This is a genomic window from Mucilaginibacter antarcticus (assembly GCF_042686155.1).
GTDB lineage: Bacteria > Bacteroidota > Bacteroidia > Sphingobacteriales > Sphingobacteriaceae > Mucilaginibacter > Mucilaginibacter antarcticus.
In genome coordinates this window covers 47176-65201 of record NZ_JBHUON010000011.1, presented here as the reverse complement: position 1 = coordinate 65201, position 18026 = coordinate 47176, and the positions used below count along the sequence as shown (strand labels likewise).

The window sequence follows — 18026 nt, the reverse complement described above, 5'->3', positions numbered from 1 at the left end:
AAGCCGTTTCACGCCGGTATGTAGGATACAACAACGTTATGCAGAAATTGCTTTTTACAATCGCATTTTTTTTGGTTGTAGTTCAGTTGTACGGGCAGGATAAAAACCTTTTGCGCTACGTTGATCCCTATGTTGGCACGGCTCCAAGCACTACCCTCTCTACCAAAAAACATAGCGGCGGTACAGAGCAGCGGGCCAATACCATACCCGCGGTTTGTACTCCGTTTGGTATGACCCAATGGACACCACAAACCCAGCGCACGGAAGCTAAATGCTTACCGCCATACCTGTACAAGGACACATTAATGAGCGGTTTTAGGGGTGCCCACTGGTTAAGCGGATCATGTGTGCCGGATTATGGTAGCGTAACTATTATGCCCATCACTGGCAAGTTATTTACTGGACACAAGGACGTTTCGGCTGCTTTCTCGCATGCTGACGAAATTACCCGTCCTGACTATTATCGCACAAAATTTACCAATAATCAGCTAACGACAGAAATTACCGCAACGGCCCGTTGCTCCATGATGCAGTTTACAGCGGCAGCGGATGATAGTTTGTATTTACTGGTAACCCCAAACAGCGACAAAGGCAAGGGCCATGTTTATATCAACAGAGCCGATAATGAAATCAGCGGCTATAATCCCGCCTACCGCATTTACATAGGCGGCGGCAAGCCTGCCGGCTTTAGCGGCTATTTTGCGATGCGTATAGAGCGTACCATTAAAGAGGCCGGTGTGTTTAATGGCGCAGAGCATTTTGCGTTGGACAGTATTGGCGATAAAAAAGATATAGGCGGCTTTGTAGGGTTTAAAGTTACCAAAGGCGAGATTTTAAAAATCAAGATCGGCACATCGTTTTCCAGCATTGCCGAGGCTCGCCTTAATCTTGAAACCGAGATCCCTCATTGGGACTTTGATGCTATACGTGCCAAGGCTGCTAATGCCTGGCAAAAGGCGCTAAACAAAATACAGATCACTGATAGTAACGAGAAAAACAAGCACATTTTTTATACGGCAATGTACCATAGCCTGATTATGCCGCGGTTGATGAATAATGTGAGCGGCACTTATCCAAAATTTTCGAAGCAGTATCAAACCGAAAAATTGAAGCCAGGGTCTAACTATTATGATGACCTGTCTATGTGGGATATCTACCGCGCCGAATTGCCTTTGCTGGAGATATTACATCCTAAACTAACCGGCGATATTGTAAACTCACTTATACTGAAAGGCCAGCAAGGTGGCTGGATGCCGATCTTCCCGGTTTGGAGCAGCTATACCAGCGCTATGATAGGCGACCATACTATGCCATTCATCGCTTCGACATATTTAAAAGGCATAAAAGGTTATGATGTTAACGAGGCTTACCGCCTGTTGCGCCAAAATGCCTTTGATGCTGCGCCTTTGGCCGACTATAAAGATGGAAAAGGGCGCCGGGCTATCCAATCTTACCTAAAATATGGCTACATCCCCTTAGAAGATTCTGTTAAAGATGCCCCCCACCGCGCCGAACAAGTATCGCGTACATTGGAGTATGCTTATGATGACTACGCGCTGGCCTTAATGGCGCAAGGCATGGGTAAAAAATCAGACTATCAGCAACTGATGGCCCGCTCAAAAAACTATAAAAATGTGTTTGACCCTGAAACTGGCTTAATGCGTGGGCGACATGCTGATGGAAGCTGGATTAGCCCATTCTATCCTGACAAGAAAACTTCGTTCATAACAGAAGGTACTGCCCGCCAATATACTTTTTATGTGCCGCAAGATGTGCCGGGTTTAGCCGGACTAATGGGTGGAAATGGAAAGCTGGAAAGCGCCCTTGATAGCGTTTTTATAAAAGGAGAATATTGGCATGGCAATGAGCCGGGTCACCAAACGCCATACCTATATAATTTCACTAATTCGCCCTGGAAAACGCAGGAGACTGTTGCGACGATCCGTGACGGAGAGTATAGCGATGGCCCCGGCGGTTTAAGCGGGAATGACGACTCGGGACAAATGAGTGCCTGGTACATATTTTCTGCCCTAGGCTTTTACCCGGTCGATCCGGTATCAGGCAATTATCAACTGGGTACGCCGTTATTTAAACACGCAGTTATAAATATGGATAACGGCAAGAAGTTTGTTATCAAAACTGTAAAAAACTCACCGTCATCTATTTATATTACGGCGGTTAAACTTAACGGTAAAAGCCATCAGGCAACTACTATTTCTTACAAAGATTTACAGCGCGGCGGGATATTAAGTATTACACTTGCTGATAAGCATTAAAAGAGCCTGAATTAATACTAACTTGTATATACAACCTATAAAAACACCTATATTTGAAACATGAAATCTTACAGATTAAACAGATTATTTAACAGCCGGTCGGGCAATTGCTTTGATGTAGCTATAGATCACGGATTTTTTAACGAGTACGGCTTTTTAAGCGGTATCGAAAATATTCAAAAAGCCGTTGAAGTTTTAGTAGATGCCGCTCCCGATGCTATTCAGTTAACCATTGGACAGGCGCAGTATTTACAGTCAATTGCCGGTCGTCAAAAACCATCGTTGGTTTTACGTACAGATGTTGCCAATGTTTACGGTAAAGACCTGCCGCGCGCTTTATTTAGCCGAATGATTGAAAACCCGGTTGAGCAGGCTATTCGCCTTGATGCTACTTGTGTGGTGGTCAACCTGTTCAGTATTCCCGGCGAGCCTGAAGTGGCCGATCAGTGTATCCAAAACATCCTTAAAATAAAACCGGTGTGCGAACAGTATGCCATGCCGTTAATGATAGAACCATTGGTGTTTCGCCCAAATACAGAAGCGGGTGGGTACATGGTAAACGGCGATCCGGAAAAAATCATCCCTTTGGTAAGACAAGGTGTTGAGTTGGGTGCCGATATTATTAAAGCCGACCCGACCGACGATGTTAATCAATATCACCGTATTGTAGCGGTAGCGGGCAACATCCCGGTACTGGTACGTGGGGGCGGCAAAGCCAGCGACCAGGAAATTATGGACCGTACGTACGGCTTAATGCAGCAAGGGGTTAGGGGCATAGTTTATGGCCGCAACGTTATACAGCATGCTAACCCGGCAGGCATGACTAAGGCTTTAATGGCCCTGGTACACGAAGGTGCAAAACCTGCCGATGTAATGCATCTTTTAAACAGTTAATTTTATTATATTTATCATACTAAATTAATGAAAACAATAAACATCGGGATAATTGGTGGCGGCCTTATGGGCCGTGAGGCTGCCAGCGCGTTTGGTCGCTGGTTTGCGCTAAATGATTTCCCGGCGAAGGTAGAGCTGAAAGCGGTTTGCGATTTGAACGAGCAGGTTTTGGCCTGGTACAAAAACATCAGCTCAGTTGATTTGCTTACCGCCGATTACAAAGAACTGTTGGCGCGAGAGGACATAGATGTAGTTTACGTTGCGCTGCCCCACAACCTGCACAAAGATTTTTATATAGAGGTGCTTGAAGCAGGTAAAGATTTATTGGCCGAAAAGCCTTTCGGTATTGATCTGGAAGCTGCTTTGGCTATCCGTGATAAGGCCGAAGAGCTTGGCCGCTTTGTAAGATGCAGCTCTGAGATGCCGTTTTTACCCGGCCCGCAGCGTGTTATTGAGGAAGTGAAATCTGGCCGTTTAGGCGAGATTATTGAAGTGAAAGCAGGCTTTTTACACTCGAGCGATTTAGATTTTAACAAACCCATTAATTGGAAAAGACAGGTTAAATATTGCGGAGAGATAGGTGTAATGGGCGATCTGGGTATGCACGTTTTGCACGTACCATTGCGTTTAGGCTGGAAACCCGAGACCGTTTATGCTAATCTGCAAAAAATTGTGCACGAACGGCCGGATGGTAAAGGCGGCATGGCCGTTTGCGACACCTGGAACAACGCAACGTTAAACACGCAAGTTACCATAGACGGTAAGCACGTGCCGATGCTTTTAGAAATGAAACGCATTGCGCCGGGCGAAACCAATACCTGGTATATTGAAATATTTGGAACCAAAGGCGGCGTTAAATACAGCACCAAGGATACCAAGGCGCTATGGACATTTAAGATAGACGGCGACCAATACTGGCAACGTACCGATCTTGGCTTTAAAGGCGTACCGTTCCCGGTTATTACCGGGGGTATATTTGAGCCTGGCTTTGCCGATTGCTTTATGCAGATGCTGGCCGGTTACGTCGCTGAGCGCGAAGGGGCATTGAACGGCCGTTTTGGGTGCGTAACGCCGGATGAGGCGGTAGAGAGCCACTATGTATTTGCAGCAGCGTTAGAATCGTTTGCCAATACATCAGTAGAGAAGATAAATTATCAACAACAACCTGCATGAAGAGATCAGAAATAAACCGGGCCATCATGAAATCGGGCGTGTTTTTTATAAACAATGGCTGGGCTATGCCTCCGCAACCTAAATGGGATGTGACAGATTTTGGCCTTGGCGATTTCGAAAAATTTGGCCTGATACTGATTAACCTGGCCGAAGAGGTTGAGTATTGCGAGAAGCTGATGTATGCCGCTAAAGGGCAAACAACCCCATCGCACACACATAAAAAAAAGAAAGAAGATATTATTTGCCGTACTGGTGAACTGGTGGTGCAGCTTTGGGCTAACGACCCGGCTAACAACGACAGTATGGATACCTTTGAAATGAAGGTGAACGGCTCTTTTCAAACCATAACATCAGACGATAAGATAACCCTTAAAGCCGGCGAACGGATAACGATTGAACCGGGCGTCTGGCACGCATTCTGGCCCGAGTCTGACGAATGTATTATTGGCGAAGTATCTACCGCTAATGACGATTTGAATGATAACTTTTTCTCGAACCCTGATATTGGCCGCTATGCCCATATTGACGAGGACGAAAGTCCGTTGGTTAAACTGCTAAGTGATAAATAAGTCATGAGGAACGGTATTTTAGTTGGAGGCAACTGGATAGTTGATCAGGTAAAGCTTATTGATGTTTTCCCGGAAGAGGAGAAGTTGGTGAACATTTTTTCTGAGAGCAGCTGCAATGGCGGATCTGCTTATAATGTTATCACTGATCTTGCCAAGCTGCAAGCCAATTTCCCGCTTAGCGGGGTTGGTTTGGTTGGCGATGATGAGCGTGGCGATCAAATTATACAGCATTGCCAAAGTGTTGGGATAAATACTGAACAGATACGTAAAACCAAAGAATCTTACACCTCATATACAGATGTAATGAGTGTTAAAGAAACCGGACGACGTACTTTTTTTCATCAACGTGGCGCAAACGCCTTACTTGATATCCCCGATTTCAATTTTTCAATATCCCGGGATAAGATATTTCACCTGGGCTACTTATTATTACTTGATAAGCTGGATGTTATTGAGGATGATGGCACTACCCGTGCATCAAAGGTGTTGAAGAGTGCAAAGCAACATGGTTTAATAACCTCTGTTGATATAGTGAGTGAGCGGTCAGACCGCTTTAAAGATGTTATACCATCGTCATTACCTTATATTGATTACCTGTTTGTTAACGAGTATGAAGCCGGCATGATAACCGGTATAAAAACTATTAATGATAATGGCAGCATCATATTAAAAAGTTGTTATGATGCCGCTTTAAAGCTATTGGCGTTAGGAGTAAATAAATGGGTGATTCTGCATTTCCCCGAAGGAGTAATAGCAATCAGTAAGTCGGGTGAGTCGCATCGCCAGCCAAGTTTGCTGGTGCCTGCCGATAAAGTTGCCGGAGCATCAGGCGCGGGCGATGCTTTTGCTGCGGGGGTACTTATGGGTATACACAATGACAAAGATATGAGCTACTGCCTTGAGCTTGGCGTGGGAGCGGCGGCATCAAGTTTATTTGAATCAACTTCGTCAGATGGGGTGCTCCCATCAGAAGAATGCCTTAAATTAGCAGCGCTTTACGGATATCGTGAGGCCATCTAACAACCAAATTAACAGAAACATTGGAGCAAAGCATTGGCAATTTACTGCAAAGTATATTACCTGCCGATAGGGTCAAGACCGAACTTATCGATGTGGTAGCATCTGCTTCGGACGCGGGGTTTTACTACCTGCGGCCCAGGGCGGTAGTGTTGCCTGTTAACGAAGATGAGGTAGTTAAACTTTTCGCTTTTTCTAAGCAGCATCGCATACCGCTGGTATTCCGTACTGCCGGTACCAGCTTATCGGGTCAGTCTGTCACCGACGGTATTTTGGTTGATTTGAGCCAGCATTGGAGCAAGGTAGTAGTAGAGCAAAATGGCGAGCAGGTGCGCGTAAGGCCGGGTGCCATAGGTAATGTAGTAAACACCTACCTTAAGAAATATCAACGCAAGATAGGCCCAGATCCGGCGAGTATTAACTCGGCCATGATGGGGGGCATTATATCAAACAATGCGAGCGGCATGTGCTGCGGGGTGAGTAAAAACTCGTATCACACCGTGAAGTATATCCGCTTTATATTAACTGATGGTAAGACCTACAACACTGAGATTCCGACAGATTACATTCGGTTTAAACATGAGTCGGGCCAACTGTATGAGACATTGAATAACCTGCGGGACCAGATAGTAAGCAACCCCGAGGTTTATGACAGGATCCGCAGAAAGTATAAGACTAAGAACACAGTCGGGTATTCGGTAAACGCCTTTATCGATTTTGAGGACCCCATGGATATACTGGCCCACCTGCTGGTTGGCGCCGAGGGTACACTGGGTTTTATAGCCGAGGCGGTGCTAAACACTGTAAACGACTATCCGGAGAAACTAACCGCCATACTATACTTTAACGATATCTACTCGGCTTGCAAAGCCATAATGCCATTAACTGTATCAGGTGCCGAGGCTGTAGAGCTCATGGACCGGGCTTCGCTGCGATCAATAGAGAACACGGTGGGCATGCCGGCCATTATCAAGACCCTGCCTGAAACCGCTTCGGCGCTACTGGTGGAGTACCAGGGCAACACGCAAGACGAGCTTCAAGCGCGGATGGCTAAGTTCTTGGCCATAGCCGATGATTTGGGCTTATTAGAGCAGGCTGCTTTTACCGCCGTACCATATGAACAGGCGCTGTTCTGGAAAGTACGTAAAGGCATGTTCCCGGCGGTTGGGGCGGTTAGGGCCAGCGGCACCTCCGTTATTTTAGAGGACGTGGCGTTCCCGGTAGATAGGTTGGGCGATGCGATATCTGATTTGCAGGTGATGTTTAAAAAGCATGGCTATACCCGTGCTATCATCTTCGGCCATGCTAAGGACGGCAACATACACTTTGTGGTAACCCAGGCATTTGATACCCCTGCCGAGGTGGAGCGTTACAGCATCTTCCTGCAAGAGGTGGTAGACCTGGTAGTAAAGAAATACGACGGCGCTCTCAAAGCCGAACACGGTACCGGCCGCAACATGGCCCCCTTTGTTGAAACCGAATGGGGCGGTCAGGTCTACCATATAATGAAAGCGGTTAAAGAGGCCATAGACCCTGCCAATCTGCTTAACCCCGGTGTTATTATCAATGCTGATAAGCATGCGCACATTAAGAACCTCAAGGAGCTGCCGCAGGTCGAAGAAGAAGTAGACCGCTGTATCGAGTGCGGCTTTTGCGAGCACAAATGTCCAAGCCGCAACATTACCCTTACCCCGCGTAAGCGTATTGTAGTGCGCCGCGAGCTGCTCAATCTAAAGAACAAGGGTAACCTTGCACAGCATGCCGAACTGCTGCACCAATACCAATACGAAGGGTTGGATACGTGTGCGGTAGATGGCCTTTGCGCCACTGCCTGCCCCGTAGACATCAACACCGGCGACCTGGTTAAGCGCCTGCGCCGCGAGAGCCACTCGGACGGAGCTAATAAGTTGGCGCTGTTTACGGCTAAGAACTTCAAAGCTGTTTATAAAACGGTGAAGTTTGCCCTGGCATCCGGCGTTGCCGTAAACAAGGTGTTTGGCCGCAAGGCAATGTACAACTTAACGAGTGGCTTGCGTAAGGTTGTGCCGGCGTTTCCGTTATGGTCCAACCAGCTGGCATTGGCTGATGAGTTGCCTACTTCATCGTTCAGGCAGAGCAATACGCATGGGGTGGTGTACTTCCCGGCTTGTATATCGAGAGCTATGGGGGAGCCGATGCCTGATCAAAAGGGCGTTATGCAAACCTTTATGGACGTATCGTCCAAGGCGGGCATCAACGTGATCATTCCTAAGGATATTGAACATAACTGTTGCGGGCAGATCTACTCGTCTAAAGGCTTTAAGGACGCTTATACCTATACGGTTAACGAAACCGTGTGCAAGTTATGGGAAGAGAGCGGACAGGGCACACTGCCGATTGTGCTGGATATCACCTCATGCACCCAAACCCTGAGTCATTGCCGCCCCGCGCTTACCGACGAGAACAAAGCCAGGTTTGATGCCCTGCAGATCATCGACAGCGTGACCTATATCCATGACTACGTGCTGCCCGAGATCACCATCATTAAAAAGAAGAACAGCATTGTGCTGCACCCCGTATGCTCACTACAAAAGATGCCCGGACTTGAAGCTCAATTCTCTAAGATAGCTGCAGCTTTTGCCGTCGACGTAAACCAACCCGTGTTTGCTGGCTGCTGCGGCATGGCCGGCGACAGGGGCTTTCTGCATCCCGAGCTAACCCGGTCAGCGACCAAGCCAGAGGCGCACGAGGTTAGAGAACATAGTTACGACGGCTACTACTCCTCATCCAAAACCTGCGAGATTGCCTTGTCTGAAGCAGTGGGTCAAAACTACCATTCTATACTGATGCTGGTGGATGAGTGTACTGCAGAGCGGGGATAGAGGTGTTTGTTTCACGTGCGTGTGACACAGATGAAACAAGTGAAACAAGGTTTGGTCTAATATATTTATAATCAGCTTATTGCAAAAATGGAGTGAAACAAAATGAAACAAGAATTTTGCGTAACTAATTGATAGTGAGTTGATTTAAAATCAGTCAAATTCTGATAAAAATGACACAAAAGGATGGGTAAAACAGCTTAACGTGAGCTTTCTACCGTGTAAACAAAGCTATCTGCCTTGTAATAGCCCAGGTTATATTCGATGGGCCGCTCGCCGTGGTCAAACACAAAGCGCTTGCGAAAAAGCACCGGGTTGTGCAATGGGATCTGCAGCTTGCCGGCTATAAAACTATCAGCTGCTTTGGCGCTAATCTCTTCTTTGGATAGTGTGGCTATTACAGAATGCTCATTTTCAAGCATTTCATATAGCGGGGTGCTAAAATCTTCCTCGCCGGTTAAGCCCACACGTGGGTGAAAGTAGGATACGAAATATACAAAAGGCGCATCGGGGGTACCGCGCAGCTTTTCCATTTTTAACACTTTGCGGTCGGGTTTAATCTCAAAGAAGTCAACCACGTCCTCGTCTGGCAGCACCCAAGACACCTGCATCTCAAAGTTTTTAACCTCGATGCCGCGCAACTTCATCTCCTGCGAAAAGCTCAACCAGTTGTTAGATTTAGAGCTCACCACACTTTTAGCAACCTTGGTGCCGGTGCGCTTTTTGCGGACTAGCAGACCCTCAAAAACCAATTTATTAATAGCCTGGCGTAAGGTTGAACGAGAAATTGCAAGGACTTTAGCCAGTTCTATTTCGTTAGGGAAAGTCTTGCCGTTTTGGTAATCCTCCTCCGCTATCATCTGGCGCAAAAGCGTCTCGGCTTGCGCATGCAGGGGAATAGGGCTTTTATGATCAATAGCGTGGCGCATATGTTTAATTTACAAGTATAAGATTTTAAACATCGTTTAATCAAAATAAAGCGGCACATGACGTAGTTGGTTGATTTGCTTTACTGACTTAGTTAAGATACCTTTAGTGAAGATAAATAACATGCAGCTAAATTATGCCTGGTTTTGATTTTAGGTTAAGGGTTTTTTATGAAGTTTCTACACGCCTCAGCTTCACTAAGGCGGCATCAAGATTAAATATTACCCAACCTGCTGTAAGCAAGCATATCCAGGAGATGGAACATCAATTAAATGTTCGCCTGTTTAGCCGCAATGGCAACAATATTAAGTTAACCCCGGCCGGCGAAATTGTTCATAGCTACGCTGCTAAAATCATTACCGCGTACAGCAATTTAGAATCAGAGCTATCACAGCTCTCAGATATTTCCGAAGGCATTATTCATATTGGGGCAAGTACCACTGTGGCGCAAACAGTATTGCCTAAAATATTAGCCCTGTTAAAAAAGAACCATCCGAAGATAAATTTCACCTTTGTACAGGGCAATACTGATTTTATTACCCAGCAGGTAATTAATGAAACAATAGACGTTGCTATTGTAGAGGGGATTAAACACAACCCCCAAATTAGCTACACTCCGTTTTTAAAGGATGAAATAGTTTTGGTTACAAGCTCCAAAACCAAACTGGCAAAGCGGGGAGAAATTAAAGCGTCTGAATTGTATGATATACCGCTGGTTATGCGCGAAGCAGGGGCCGGTACCCTTGAGGTTATCCTGGAAGCGCTGCGAGCGGCAGGGATTGCACCCGCGCAGCTTGATATTGAAATTGAACTGGAAAGTACCATTGCTATTAAACAGTATTTGCTTTACTCAGAAGCCGCCTCGTTTCTGTCTGTCCAATCTATAACCAATGAGCTGAAATATCAGCAACTTGCCATAGTCGACATCGAGGGCCTGCAAATTTTAAGGGACTTTCAATGTATCCAGCTTCATGGCAACACATCTAAATTAATTAGTTTCTTTAAACGGTTTTGCCTGAGCAATCATAACTAGAAGTAATAGGGCATTACTTTATATCATTTGATTGGCATCTGCAGCTTCTTCAATTTTGTCGTTATATAATAATGACAAAATATGGAAGATAAAATAGTTACAGATCTATGTATAATTGGCGCTGGGCCGGTTGGCTTGTTTGCGGTGTTTGAAGCCGGCTTGCTAAAAATGAGATGCCACTTAATTGATGTTCTGCCGCAGGTTGGTGGTCAACTATCAGAAATATATCCACAGAAACCTATTTATGATATACCGGGTTTCCCGGTTATTAACGCGCAGGCTTTGGTGGAAAATCTTATGGAACAAATTGCTCCGTTTAAACCAACATTTAGCCTGGGCGAACGAGTTGAGCAAGTGATAAGGTTAGACGGGGATACCTTTTTGGTTAAAACTAACGAAGGCACGACGGTAGAAGCAAAAGCAATAGTCATAGCGGCTGGGTTAGGCTGCTTTGAGCCCAGAAAACCGGCTATAGAAGGACTGGTGGAGTACGAAGGAAAAGGCGTAAATTACTTTGTAAAAAACCCGGAAGTGTACCGCGACAAAGATATTCTAATTGCCGGTGGTGGCGATTCGGCATTGGACTGGACAATATTTCTCAGCGATATTGCCCGTAAAGTAACACTAGTTCATCGCAGCGACTCATTTAGGGGCGCGCCAGATTCTGTAGAGAAAGTTTCGACACTTGCCAATGCGGGTAAAATAGATTTAGTACTACAATCAAATGTAACTGCCCTGGAAGGACTAGGGCATCTGCAGCAGGTGCAAATTGCGCATAATGATACAACAATAAGCAAAACCAAGGCAGACTTTTTTATTCCATTATTTGGACTGACCCCTAAACTGGGGCCGATTGCCGAGTGGGGCCTCAACCTTAACGGTGGCGCTATTGAGGTAAATACGGTTGATTATTCAACCAACGTGCCGGGTATCTATGCTATTGGCGACATCAATACTTATCCCGGTAAACTCAAACTAATATTATGTGGCTTTCATGAGGCGGCATTAATGGCGCAAACCGCCTATCATCGTGTATATCCGGATAAAAAACTAACCTTTAAATATACCACGGTTTATGGCGTTAACCAGTTTTGATGCTATACAGCTAAAGGTGCAGGACCGCAATGGCGAAATCCGCATACTGAATATCCCGGCAGAGGCCGAGTATAATGTTATGGAGGTTTTAAAAACCTTTGGCTACAAAATGCGGGCAACCTGCGGCGGGATGGGGCTATGCGCGGATTGTCATTGTAAAGTACTGGAAGGCTCGGATGACTTACCCGATCCAACAGACCAGGAACTGGAAACCCTTGACGAGATACCCGATGCCGCGTTTAACAGCCGACTATCTTGTCAGATAAAGCCCGGTCAGCACCTTAATGGCGTTTATTTGCACCTGATGCCTACAGATTATTATTAAGATAAGGCTTAGCCGGCAAGCTTAGGCTGAGCCAATATGCAAACGGATTTATAAATGCGCTTTGGCGAGAATTACTGCGACGAAACAAACCGTATGGGTTCATGTTGATATACCGAATTTATTAATAAGTTTGTATCACAATTATAAGCCACCTACTAATTATTTTTTTGAAGCTGATTTTTAACTGACGGATACTATATTTGTGTTTTAATATGTACATACATTTAAACATTTAAAACAACATGTATCCCGAAGGAAATAACGATATCAATACCATGCGCAAAACCACGCAATACTTAATGCCCGCTACCCTGCCCGATGTAAAAGACGGCGAGGAATACAACATATACCCGGTAACCAAATTGGCGTCGGGCAAAATCTTTAATGGTTATGATAGCCTTGCCAAATGGATCATCGCTCAAACAACGGTTGTTATTGATGGTTTTAGCGGCGTAATATGGGATGTTACCAAAGATGCCCTGCAGGCAGCGCTTGAAACAGCGGGCTTAAACGTAAACTTTATTGATACGGCTGATTATTATAAATCATCCGCAGAAATAGAAAAACTGGTTGAGCCATTTTTAGGCACCCCGACATCGGTGTGGGGCACCAAATGTACGCTCCAATTAGCTGATTTTTTTGATTTTACAAGCGTTCCATCGCCCGATAAAAATGCCGATATAAATATTATCATCGGCACTGGTGCGGCTTTGGCCGGTTGGGATGCACCGATAGTGTACATTGATATGCCGAAGAACGAGATCCAGTTCAGAATGAGGGCCGGATCTGTAGGTAATTTGGGCACAGACGCGCACATTGAGCCGGCGCAAATGTATAAGCGTTTGTACTTTGTAGACTGGGTGCTGTGCAATGCGCATAAAAAGGCCATCCTTAATAAAATAGCTGTTATTGCAGATGGCCAATGGGCCACAGACATCAACTGGATATTGGGTGCCGACCTGCTAGCGGGCCTTGACCAGATCAGCCGCTCGGTTATCCGTGTTCGCCCGTGGTTTGAGCCGGGAGCCTGGGGCGGGCAGTGGATAAAAAAACATGTCCCTGGATTGAATAAAGACGCGGTTAATTATGCGTGGTCCTTTGAGTTGATCGTGCCTGAAAATGGCCTGATTTTTAAAAGCGATGATAACGTGTTAGAGGTATCGTTTGACATGGTGATGTTTGCTAATAACCAACAAGTCCTGGGTGCGCATGCAACCACCTTTGGCGATGAGTTCCCTATCCGTTTCGACTTTTTGGATACATTTGATGGCGGTAACCTATCCATTCAATGCCATCCCCATTTAAAATATATCCAGGATAATTTTGGCGAAACCATCACCCAGGACGAAACCTATTACATATTGGATTGCAAACCCGATGCACAGGTTTACCTGGGTTTCCAGGAAAATATCGAGCCTGAAAGTTTTAAAACGGCATTAATCAGCAGTCAGCAAGAAAACAAGGCGCTTATTATTACCGATTACGTACAATCGCACACCGCTAAAAAGCACGACCTGTTTTTGATTCCTAGCGGCACCATCCATAGTGCCGGGGCAGATAATTTGGTATTAGAGATTAGCGCTACGCCATACATTTTCACCTTTAAAATGTACGACTGGTTAAGGCTCGATCTGGACGGTAAACCGCGCCCCATCAATATAGACCATGCCTTTAAAAATTTGGTGTTTGACAGGAAGGGCCAAACAGTGCAGGACGAGTTAATATCAAAACCATCTGTCATTGAAGAAGGTGCAGACTGGAAACTGATCCATATCCCAACACATCGCGAGCATTTTTACGATGTGCACCGCATTGATTTTGAAGACAAAGTAGCTATAGACACCAACAACCTTTGCCACGTAATGATGCTGGTTGAAGGCGAATCGGTATTACTGGAAACCGCCGACGGCACGCGCCACGTTTTTGCCTATGCCGAAACATTTGTGGTGCCGGCAGCGGCAGGCAGCTACACGTTGACTAACGTAGGCCAGCATACAGCACGAGTAATAAAAGCATTTTTAAAATAAAGATATAATGACAACAGCAACAAAACAAAGCAGCATGTACCTGTACCTGGTTTGCCTGGTGGCGGCCCTGGGTGGGTTTTTATTTGGTTTTGATACCGCCGTAATATCAGGCACGGTAGGCCTGGTAAAAAAAGATTTTGCATTGGATGTATCACTGGAGGGCTGGTTTGTGAGCTGCGCCTTACTGGGTTGTATATTCGGGGTAAGTATCTCAGGTAAACTGAGCGATAAATACGGACGTAAGATCATCCTGATCCTGTCGGCGGTGCTATTTTTGGCATCGGCTGTTGGCTGTATGCTATCCTCATCATTTACAGAACTGATTGTTTACCGTTTAATAGGCGGCTTGGGTATCGGTGTGGCATCTATGGTGTCGCCGCTTTACATCTCTGAGTTTGCGCCGTCGCGCTACCGGGGTATGATGGTGTCGTTGTACCAACTGGCGCTTACCGTTGGTATTGTACTTTCATACTTCTCTAACGCGTATTTAGCTAATCATACCGGCGATACCTTTGGCGGTGATATGAGCCAGCGCATATTTGGTACAGAAGTATGGCGCGCTATGCTTGGTTTAGGTACCATTCCGGCAGGAATCTTTTTATTGTCCTTGTTCATGGTGCCCGAGTCGCCACGCTGGTTGTTACTGCAGGGTAAAGAGGCAAAGGCTAAAGAAATTTTAATCAAAATAGACGGCGAAGATGCCGCTAAAAAAGAAATCGCGGCTTTTAAAGCAACCGAAAGAGGCGAAGGCGAAGCTGATTTGAAAGAATTGTTTAAGCCGGTTTACCGCAAAGCTTTGTGGATAGGTTTGTTGCTGCCTTTCCTGTCACAGGTATGCGGTATTAACGCGGTGATCTATTACGGTCCGCGGATTTTGGAGCAAGCCGGCTTTACCCTGAACAGCGCTTTAGGCGGGCAGGTTACCATAGGCATAGTAAACGTTGTATTTACCTTTGTGGCCATATTTACAGTTGATAAATGGGGGCGCAGGCCGCTGTTGTTTTTAGGTGTAGGCGGCGCGGTTGCGGCACTATTAATTATCGGCGCTTTGTTTGCGGCAGGTATTACTTCCGGTCCGTGGATTTTAATTTTTATCCTGTTGTTCATCGCTTGTTTCGCATTCTCTTTCGGCCCGGTTTGCTGGGTGGTTATCGGCGAGATCTTTCCTAATGCCATTCGTGGCAAAGCAATGGCTCTCGCTACTTTATCGTTATGGATAGCTAACTTTTTTGTGGGGCAGTTAACGCCTTTAATGCTGGAGGATTTAGGTTCATCAGTAACGTTTTGGCTGTTTGCCATTTGCTGCTCACCGGCGCTTTGGCTTACCTGGAAACTGATCCCGGAGACCAAAGGCAGATCTTTGGAAAACATCGACACTTACTGGAAAGAAGACTATCAACGTACGCAAAAAGCATAATATACATCTATGAAAACAGTTATCAGATCAGGCTTTGCTATCGCGCTATTTTTGCTGTCGGCCGGCCGCTCTACAGCGCAGGACGTATTGCAGTATGTAGACCCCAACATTGGTACGGCGCATAGCCGCTGGTTTTTTTACACCCCTGCGGCGGTGCCTTATGGCATGGCTAAACTGGCCCCGTCAACCAACGGCCATTACGGCAACCCCAGCGGCTGGGAAGCCGTGGGTTACGATACCCGCCACAACTCGATAGAGGGCTTTGTGCATTTCCACGAGTGGCAGGTGGGCGGCGTTAGCGTTATGCCCGCCACCGGCGAGCTTAGAACCAAACCCGGCGAGCTGGATAAAGCGGGCAGTGGGTACCGTTCAAACTTCGACCGCAAGAGCGAGGTAGGGCAGCCCGGCTACTATAAAGTTTTATTAACTGATTATAATATCACAGCAGAAATAACAGCTACAAAACACGTCGGTTTCCACAGATATACTTTCCCTAAAAGCGAGCAGTCAAGACTGATATTTGATATAGGCACCCAACAAGGCGAAAGCGGTGAGGTGCGCGATGCCGGTGTGAAGATGATTGATGCTACGCACTTTGAAGGTTACGTAATTACCTACCCCAAGTATGTAAGAAAATACGACCTGGCAGGCCAGGTTAAAATGTTTTTTTATGGCGAGGTAAGCAAAAAGCCACAATCGGTTGGGTCATTTAATACCGCAGGCAATCAAGCTAACAGCAATGAAGCAAAGGGCAAAGGCGCGGGCTTAAACCTGGAGTACAACACCCAGGCAGGCGAGCAGATAGAATTGAAAATCGGCTTGTCATTTACGTCTATTGCTAATGCTAAGATCAATTTAGCTACTGAGGCTACCGGCTTAACTTTTGAAAAAGCTAAACTGCAGGCGCAAGCTACCTGGCGCAATGAGTTGGGCAAGATCAACGTGCAGGGTACTGATCGCGATAGCAAACTGAAATTTTATACCGGCTTGTTCCATGCCTTGTTGGGCCGTGGTACGGCCAGCGATGTTAATGGGTCGTACCCCCGGCATGATGGTACCATAGGCCAACTGCCTAAAGATAAAAACGGCCGCTTTAGCTATGACTTTTATAACACCGATGCCATTTGGGGTGCGTACTGGAATTTGACTCAATTGTGGGCGTTATCCTATCCGCAGCATTATACCAACTATGTACAAACCGAGCTGGCTATTTACAAAGAGCGCGGCTGGTTTGGCGATGGTATTGCCAATAGCAATTTCGTATCAGGCGTAGGTACAAATATGGTGGGGCTGGCCATTGCCGGTGCATACCAATCAGGTATCCGAGATTATGATGTCGCCTTAGCTTATAAAGCTATCCGCGCAAATGAGCTGGACGGCAAAGACCGCAAAGAAGGCTCGGGCAAAATGGATGTAGAAGCGTTTGTAAAGCATGGCTATTCACCGTTTTTAGATGCGGATAAAACGAATGAAACAGGATCGCACTTCTCGGCATCGCATACCATGGAATATAGTTTCAGTACGTTTGCGGCAGCGCAGATGGCAAAGAGCCTTGGTAAAACGGATGATTATCAATCATTCATGAAATACTCAAACGGCTGGCAGCAATTGTTTGATAAGGAGCAAAAACTCATTCGACCTAAATATGCTGACGGCACGTTTATTGACAAGTTTGACCCTACCGAGCCATGGCGGGGTTTCCAGGAGGGCAATGCGATACAATACACTTTCTTTGTGCCTCAAAACCCTAAGGGCTTGATTGATGCTATTGGTAAAGACCAGTTCAACAAACGTTTGGACGATATCTTTACCACATCGCAAAAAAATGGTTTTGGCGGCGGTAAAACTATTGATGCGTTCGCCGGGATAAAATCATTATACAACCATGGTAACCAGCCTAATTTACAGGCCAGCTGGATGTTCAACTTCTCTGGCAAACCATGGCTCACTCAAAAATGGACGCGGGCCATCTGCGATGAGTTTTATGGTGTTGAGCCTATCCACGGTTACGGCTACGGGCAAGACGAAGACCAGGGCCAATTAGGCTCATGGTATGTTATGGCAGCCCTAGGTATTTTTGATGTTAAAGGATTTACAGACCTGCGCCCCATAGTTGAGCTGGGCAGCCCGATGTTTAATAAAGCCATCATCACCCTGGGCAATAAGAAGCAACTGGTTATCGAAGCAAAAAACAATTCGAAAGAGAACGTATATATCCAGCGGGCTACCTTCAATGGCAAGCCCCTAAATAACTGCTGGCTTTACCGCGACGAGCTGATGAAAGGCGGCGCATTGGTACTAACCATGGGCAGCCAGCCAAATACGGCTTGGGGTGTTAAAACGCCGCCGCCGTCGGTACAGTAATTACGATCTCACATATATCCGTTAACAATGCAAAAAGCCGCTTACGTTAGG

Annotated in this window: 13 protein-coding genes; 12 read left to right on the top strand and 1 reads right to left on the bottom strand. The window is 46.1% G+C overall.

The window, feature by feature from the left end; translation table 11 throughout:
- Positions 1 to 38 precede the first annotated feature (38 nt).
- Genes ACFSYC_RS10820 through ACFSYC_RS10795 form a run of 6 tightly spaced genes read left to right on the top strand, consistent with a single transcriptional unit; the run spans position 39 to position 8790 of the window.
- Positions 39 to 2276: a GH92 family glycosyl hydrolase gene (locus ACFSYC_RS10820; RefSeq protein ID WP_377127033.1), complete on the top strand. Its 2238-nt coding sequence runs from the start codon at positions 39 to 41 to the stop codon at positions 2274 to 2276.
- Between the two features lie 60 nt (positions 2277 to 2336).
- Positions 2337 to 3170 carry a class I fructose-bisphosphate aldolase gene (locus tag ACFSYC_RS10815; protein WP_377127030.1) on the top strand — a complete coding sequence of 278 codons (834 nt, stop codon included), beginning with the start codon at positions 2337 to 2339 and terminating at the stop codon, positions 3168 to 3170.
- A gap of 27 nt (positions 3171 to 3197) precedes the next feature.
- Positions 3198 to 4343, top strand: a complete 1146-nt coding sequence (locus ACFSYC_RS10810) for a Gfo/Idh/MocA family protein (protein WP_377127027.1) — start codon at positions 3198 to 3200, stop codon at positions 4341 to 4343.
- Positions 4340 to 4912: a D-lyxose/D-mannose family sugar isomerase gene (locus ACFSYC_RS10805; RefSeq protein WP_377127024.1), complete on the top strand. Its 573-nt coding sequence runs from the start codon at positions 4340 to 4342 to the stop codon at positions 4910 to 4912. Before ACFSYC_RS10810 ends, ACFSYC_RS10805 begins: the two co-directional genes overlap by 4 nt.
- Positions 4913 to 4915: 3 nt before the next feature.
- Complete coding sequence (locus tag ACFSYC_RS10800; RefSeq protein ID WP_377127021.1) at positions 4916 to 5932, top strand: carbohydrate kinase family protein; 1017 nt, start codon at positions 4916 to 4918, stop codon at positions 5930 to 5932.
- A gap of 20 nt (positions 5933 to 5952) precedes the next feature.
- Complete coding sequence (locus tag ACFSYC_RS10795; protein ID WP_377127018.1) at positions 5953 to 8790, top strand: FAD-binding and (Fe-S)-binding domain-containing protein; 2838 nt, start codon at positions 5953 to 5955, stop codon at positions 8788 to 8790.
- 197 nt (positions 8791 to 8987) lie between these two features.
- On the opposite strand, the gene ACFSYC_RS10790 is transcribed toward ACFSYC_RS10795, so the two are convergent.
- Positions 8988 to 9716, bottom strand: a complete 729-nt coding sequence (locus tag ACFSYC_RS10790; protein ID WP_377127015.1) for a GntR family transcriptional regulator — start codon at positions 9714 to 9716, stop codon at positions 8988 to 8990.
- A gap of 134 nt (positions 9717 to 9850) precedes the next feature.
- Between ACFSYC_RS10790 and ACFSYC_RS10785 the strand changes: the two genes are divergently transcribed.
- The 6 genes from ACFSYC_RS10785 to ACFSYC_RS10760 all read left to right on the top strand — a co-directional run bounded on the left by ACFSYC_RS10785 (position 9851) and on the right by ACFSYC_RS10760 (position 17975).
- Positions 9851 to 10747, top strand: coding sequence for a LysR substrate-binding domain-containing protein (locus tag ACFSYC_RS10785; protein WP_377127012.1), 897 nt, complete (start codon positions 9851 to 9853; stop codon positions 10745 to 10747).
- An 81-nt stretch (positions 10748 to 10828) separates the two neighbouring features.
- A complete protein-coding gene (locus tag ACFSYC_RS10780; protein ID WP_377127010.1) occupies positions 10829 to 11842 on the top strand; it encodes an NAD(P)/FAD-dependent oxidoreductase in 1014 nt (337 codons plus the stop codon).
- The gene (locus ACFSYC_RS10775; RefSeq protein WP_377127007.1) at positions 11823 to 12167 is read left to right on the top strand and encodes a 2Fe-2S iron-sulfur cluster-binding protein; all 345 of its coding nucleotides are present in this window, start codon (positions 11823 to 11825) and stop codon (positions 12165 to 12167) included. The genes ACFSYC_RS10780 and ACFSYC_RS10775 overlap by 20 nt, the downstream gene beginning before the upstream one ends.
- Before the next feature lie 242 nt (positions 12168 to 12409).
- On the top strand, positions 12410 to 14194 hold the full coding sequence (locus tag ACFSYC_RS10770) for a class I mannose-6-phosphate isomerase (protein ID WP_377127004.1): 1785 nt from the start codon (positions 12410 to 12412) through the stop codon (positions 14192 to 14194).
- Between the two features lie 7 nt (positions 14195 to 14201).
- On the top strand, positions 14202 to 15611 hold the full coding sequence (locus ACFSYC_RS10765; protein WP_377127002.1) for a sugar porter family MFS transporter: 1410 nt from the start codon (positions 14202 to 14204) through the stop codon (positions 15609 to 15611).
- 9 nt (positions 15612 to 15620) lie between these two features.
- Positions 15621 to 17975 carry a GH92 family glycosyl hydrolase gene (locus ACFSYC_RS10760; RefSeq protein WP_377127000.1) on the top strand — a complete coding sequence of 785 codons (2355 nt, stop codon included), beginning with the start codon at positions 15621 to 15623 and terminating at the stop codon, positions 17973 to 17975.
- Positions 17976 to 18026: the final 51 nt, after the last annotated feature.

Coding starts and splice junctions, on each gene's coding strand:
- ACFSYC_RS10820 (WP_377127033.1), top strand. CDS start 39: ATGCAGAAATTGCTTTTTACAATCGCATTTTTTTTGGTTGTAGTTCAG.
- ACFSYC_RS10815 (WP_377127030.1), top strand. CDS start 2,337: ATGAAATCTTACAGATTAAACAGATTATTTAACAGCCGGTCGGGCAAT.
- ACFSYC_RS10810 (WP_377127027.1), top strand. CDS start 3,198: ATGAAAACAATAAACATCGGGATAATTGGTGGCGGCCTTATGGGCCGT.
- ACFSYC_RS10805 (WP_377127024.1), top strand. CDS start 4,340: ATGAAGAGATCAGAAATAAACCGGGCCATCATGAAATCGGGCGTGTTT.
- ACFSYC_RS10800 (WP_377127021.1), top strand. CDS start 4,916: ATGAGGAACGGTATTTTAGTTGGAGGCAACTGGATAGTTGATCAGGTA.
- ACFSYC_RS10790 (WP_377127015.1), bottom strand. CDS start 9,716: ATGCGCCACGCTATTGATCATAAAAGCCCTATTCCCCTGCATGCGCAA.
- ACFSYC_RS10785 (WP_377127012.1), top strand. CDS start 9,851: ATGCCTGGTTTTGATTTTAGGTTAAGGGTTTTTTATGAAGTTTCTACA.
- ACFSYC_RS10780 (WP_377127010.1), top strand. CDS start 10,829: ATGGAAGATAAAATAGTTACAGATCTATGTATAATTGGCGCTGGGCCG.
- ACFSYC_RS10775 (WP_377127007.1), top strand. CDS start 11,823: ATGGCGTTAACCAGTTTTGATGCTATACAGCTAAAGGTGCAGGACCGC.
- ACFSYC_RS10770 (WP_377127004.1), top strand. CDS start 12,410: ATGTATCCCGAAGGAAATAACGATATCAATACCATGCGCAAAACCACG.
- ACFSYC_RS10765 (WP_377127002.1), top strand. CDS start 14,202: ATGACAACAGCAACAAAACAAAGCAGCATGTACCTGTACCTGGTTTGC.
- ACFSYC_RS10760 (WP_377127000.1), top strand. CDS start 15,621: ATGAAAACAGTTATCAGATCAGGCTTTGCTATCGCGCTATTTTTGCTG.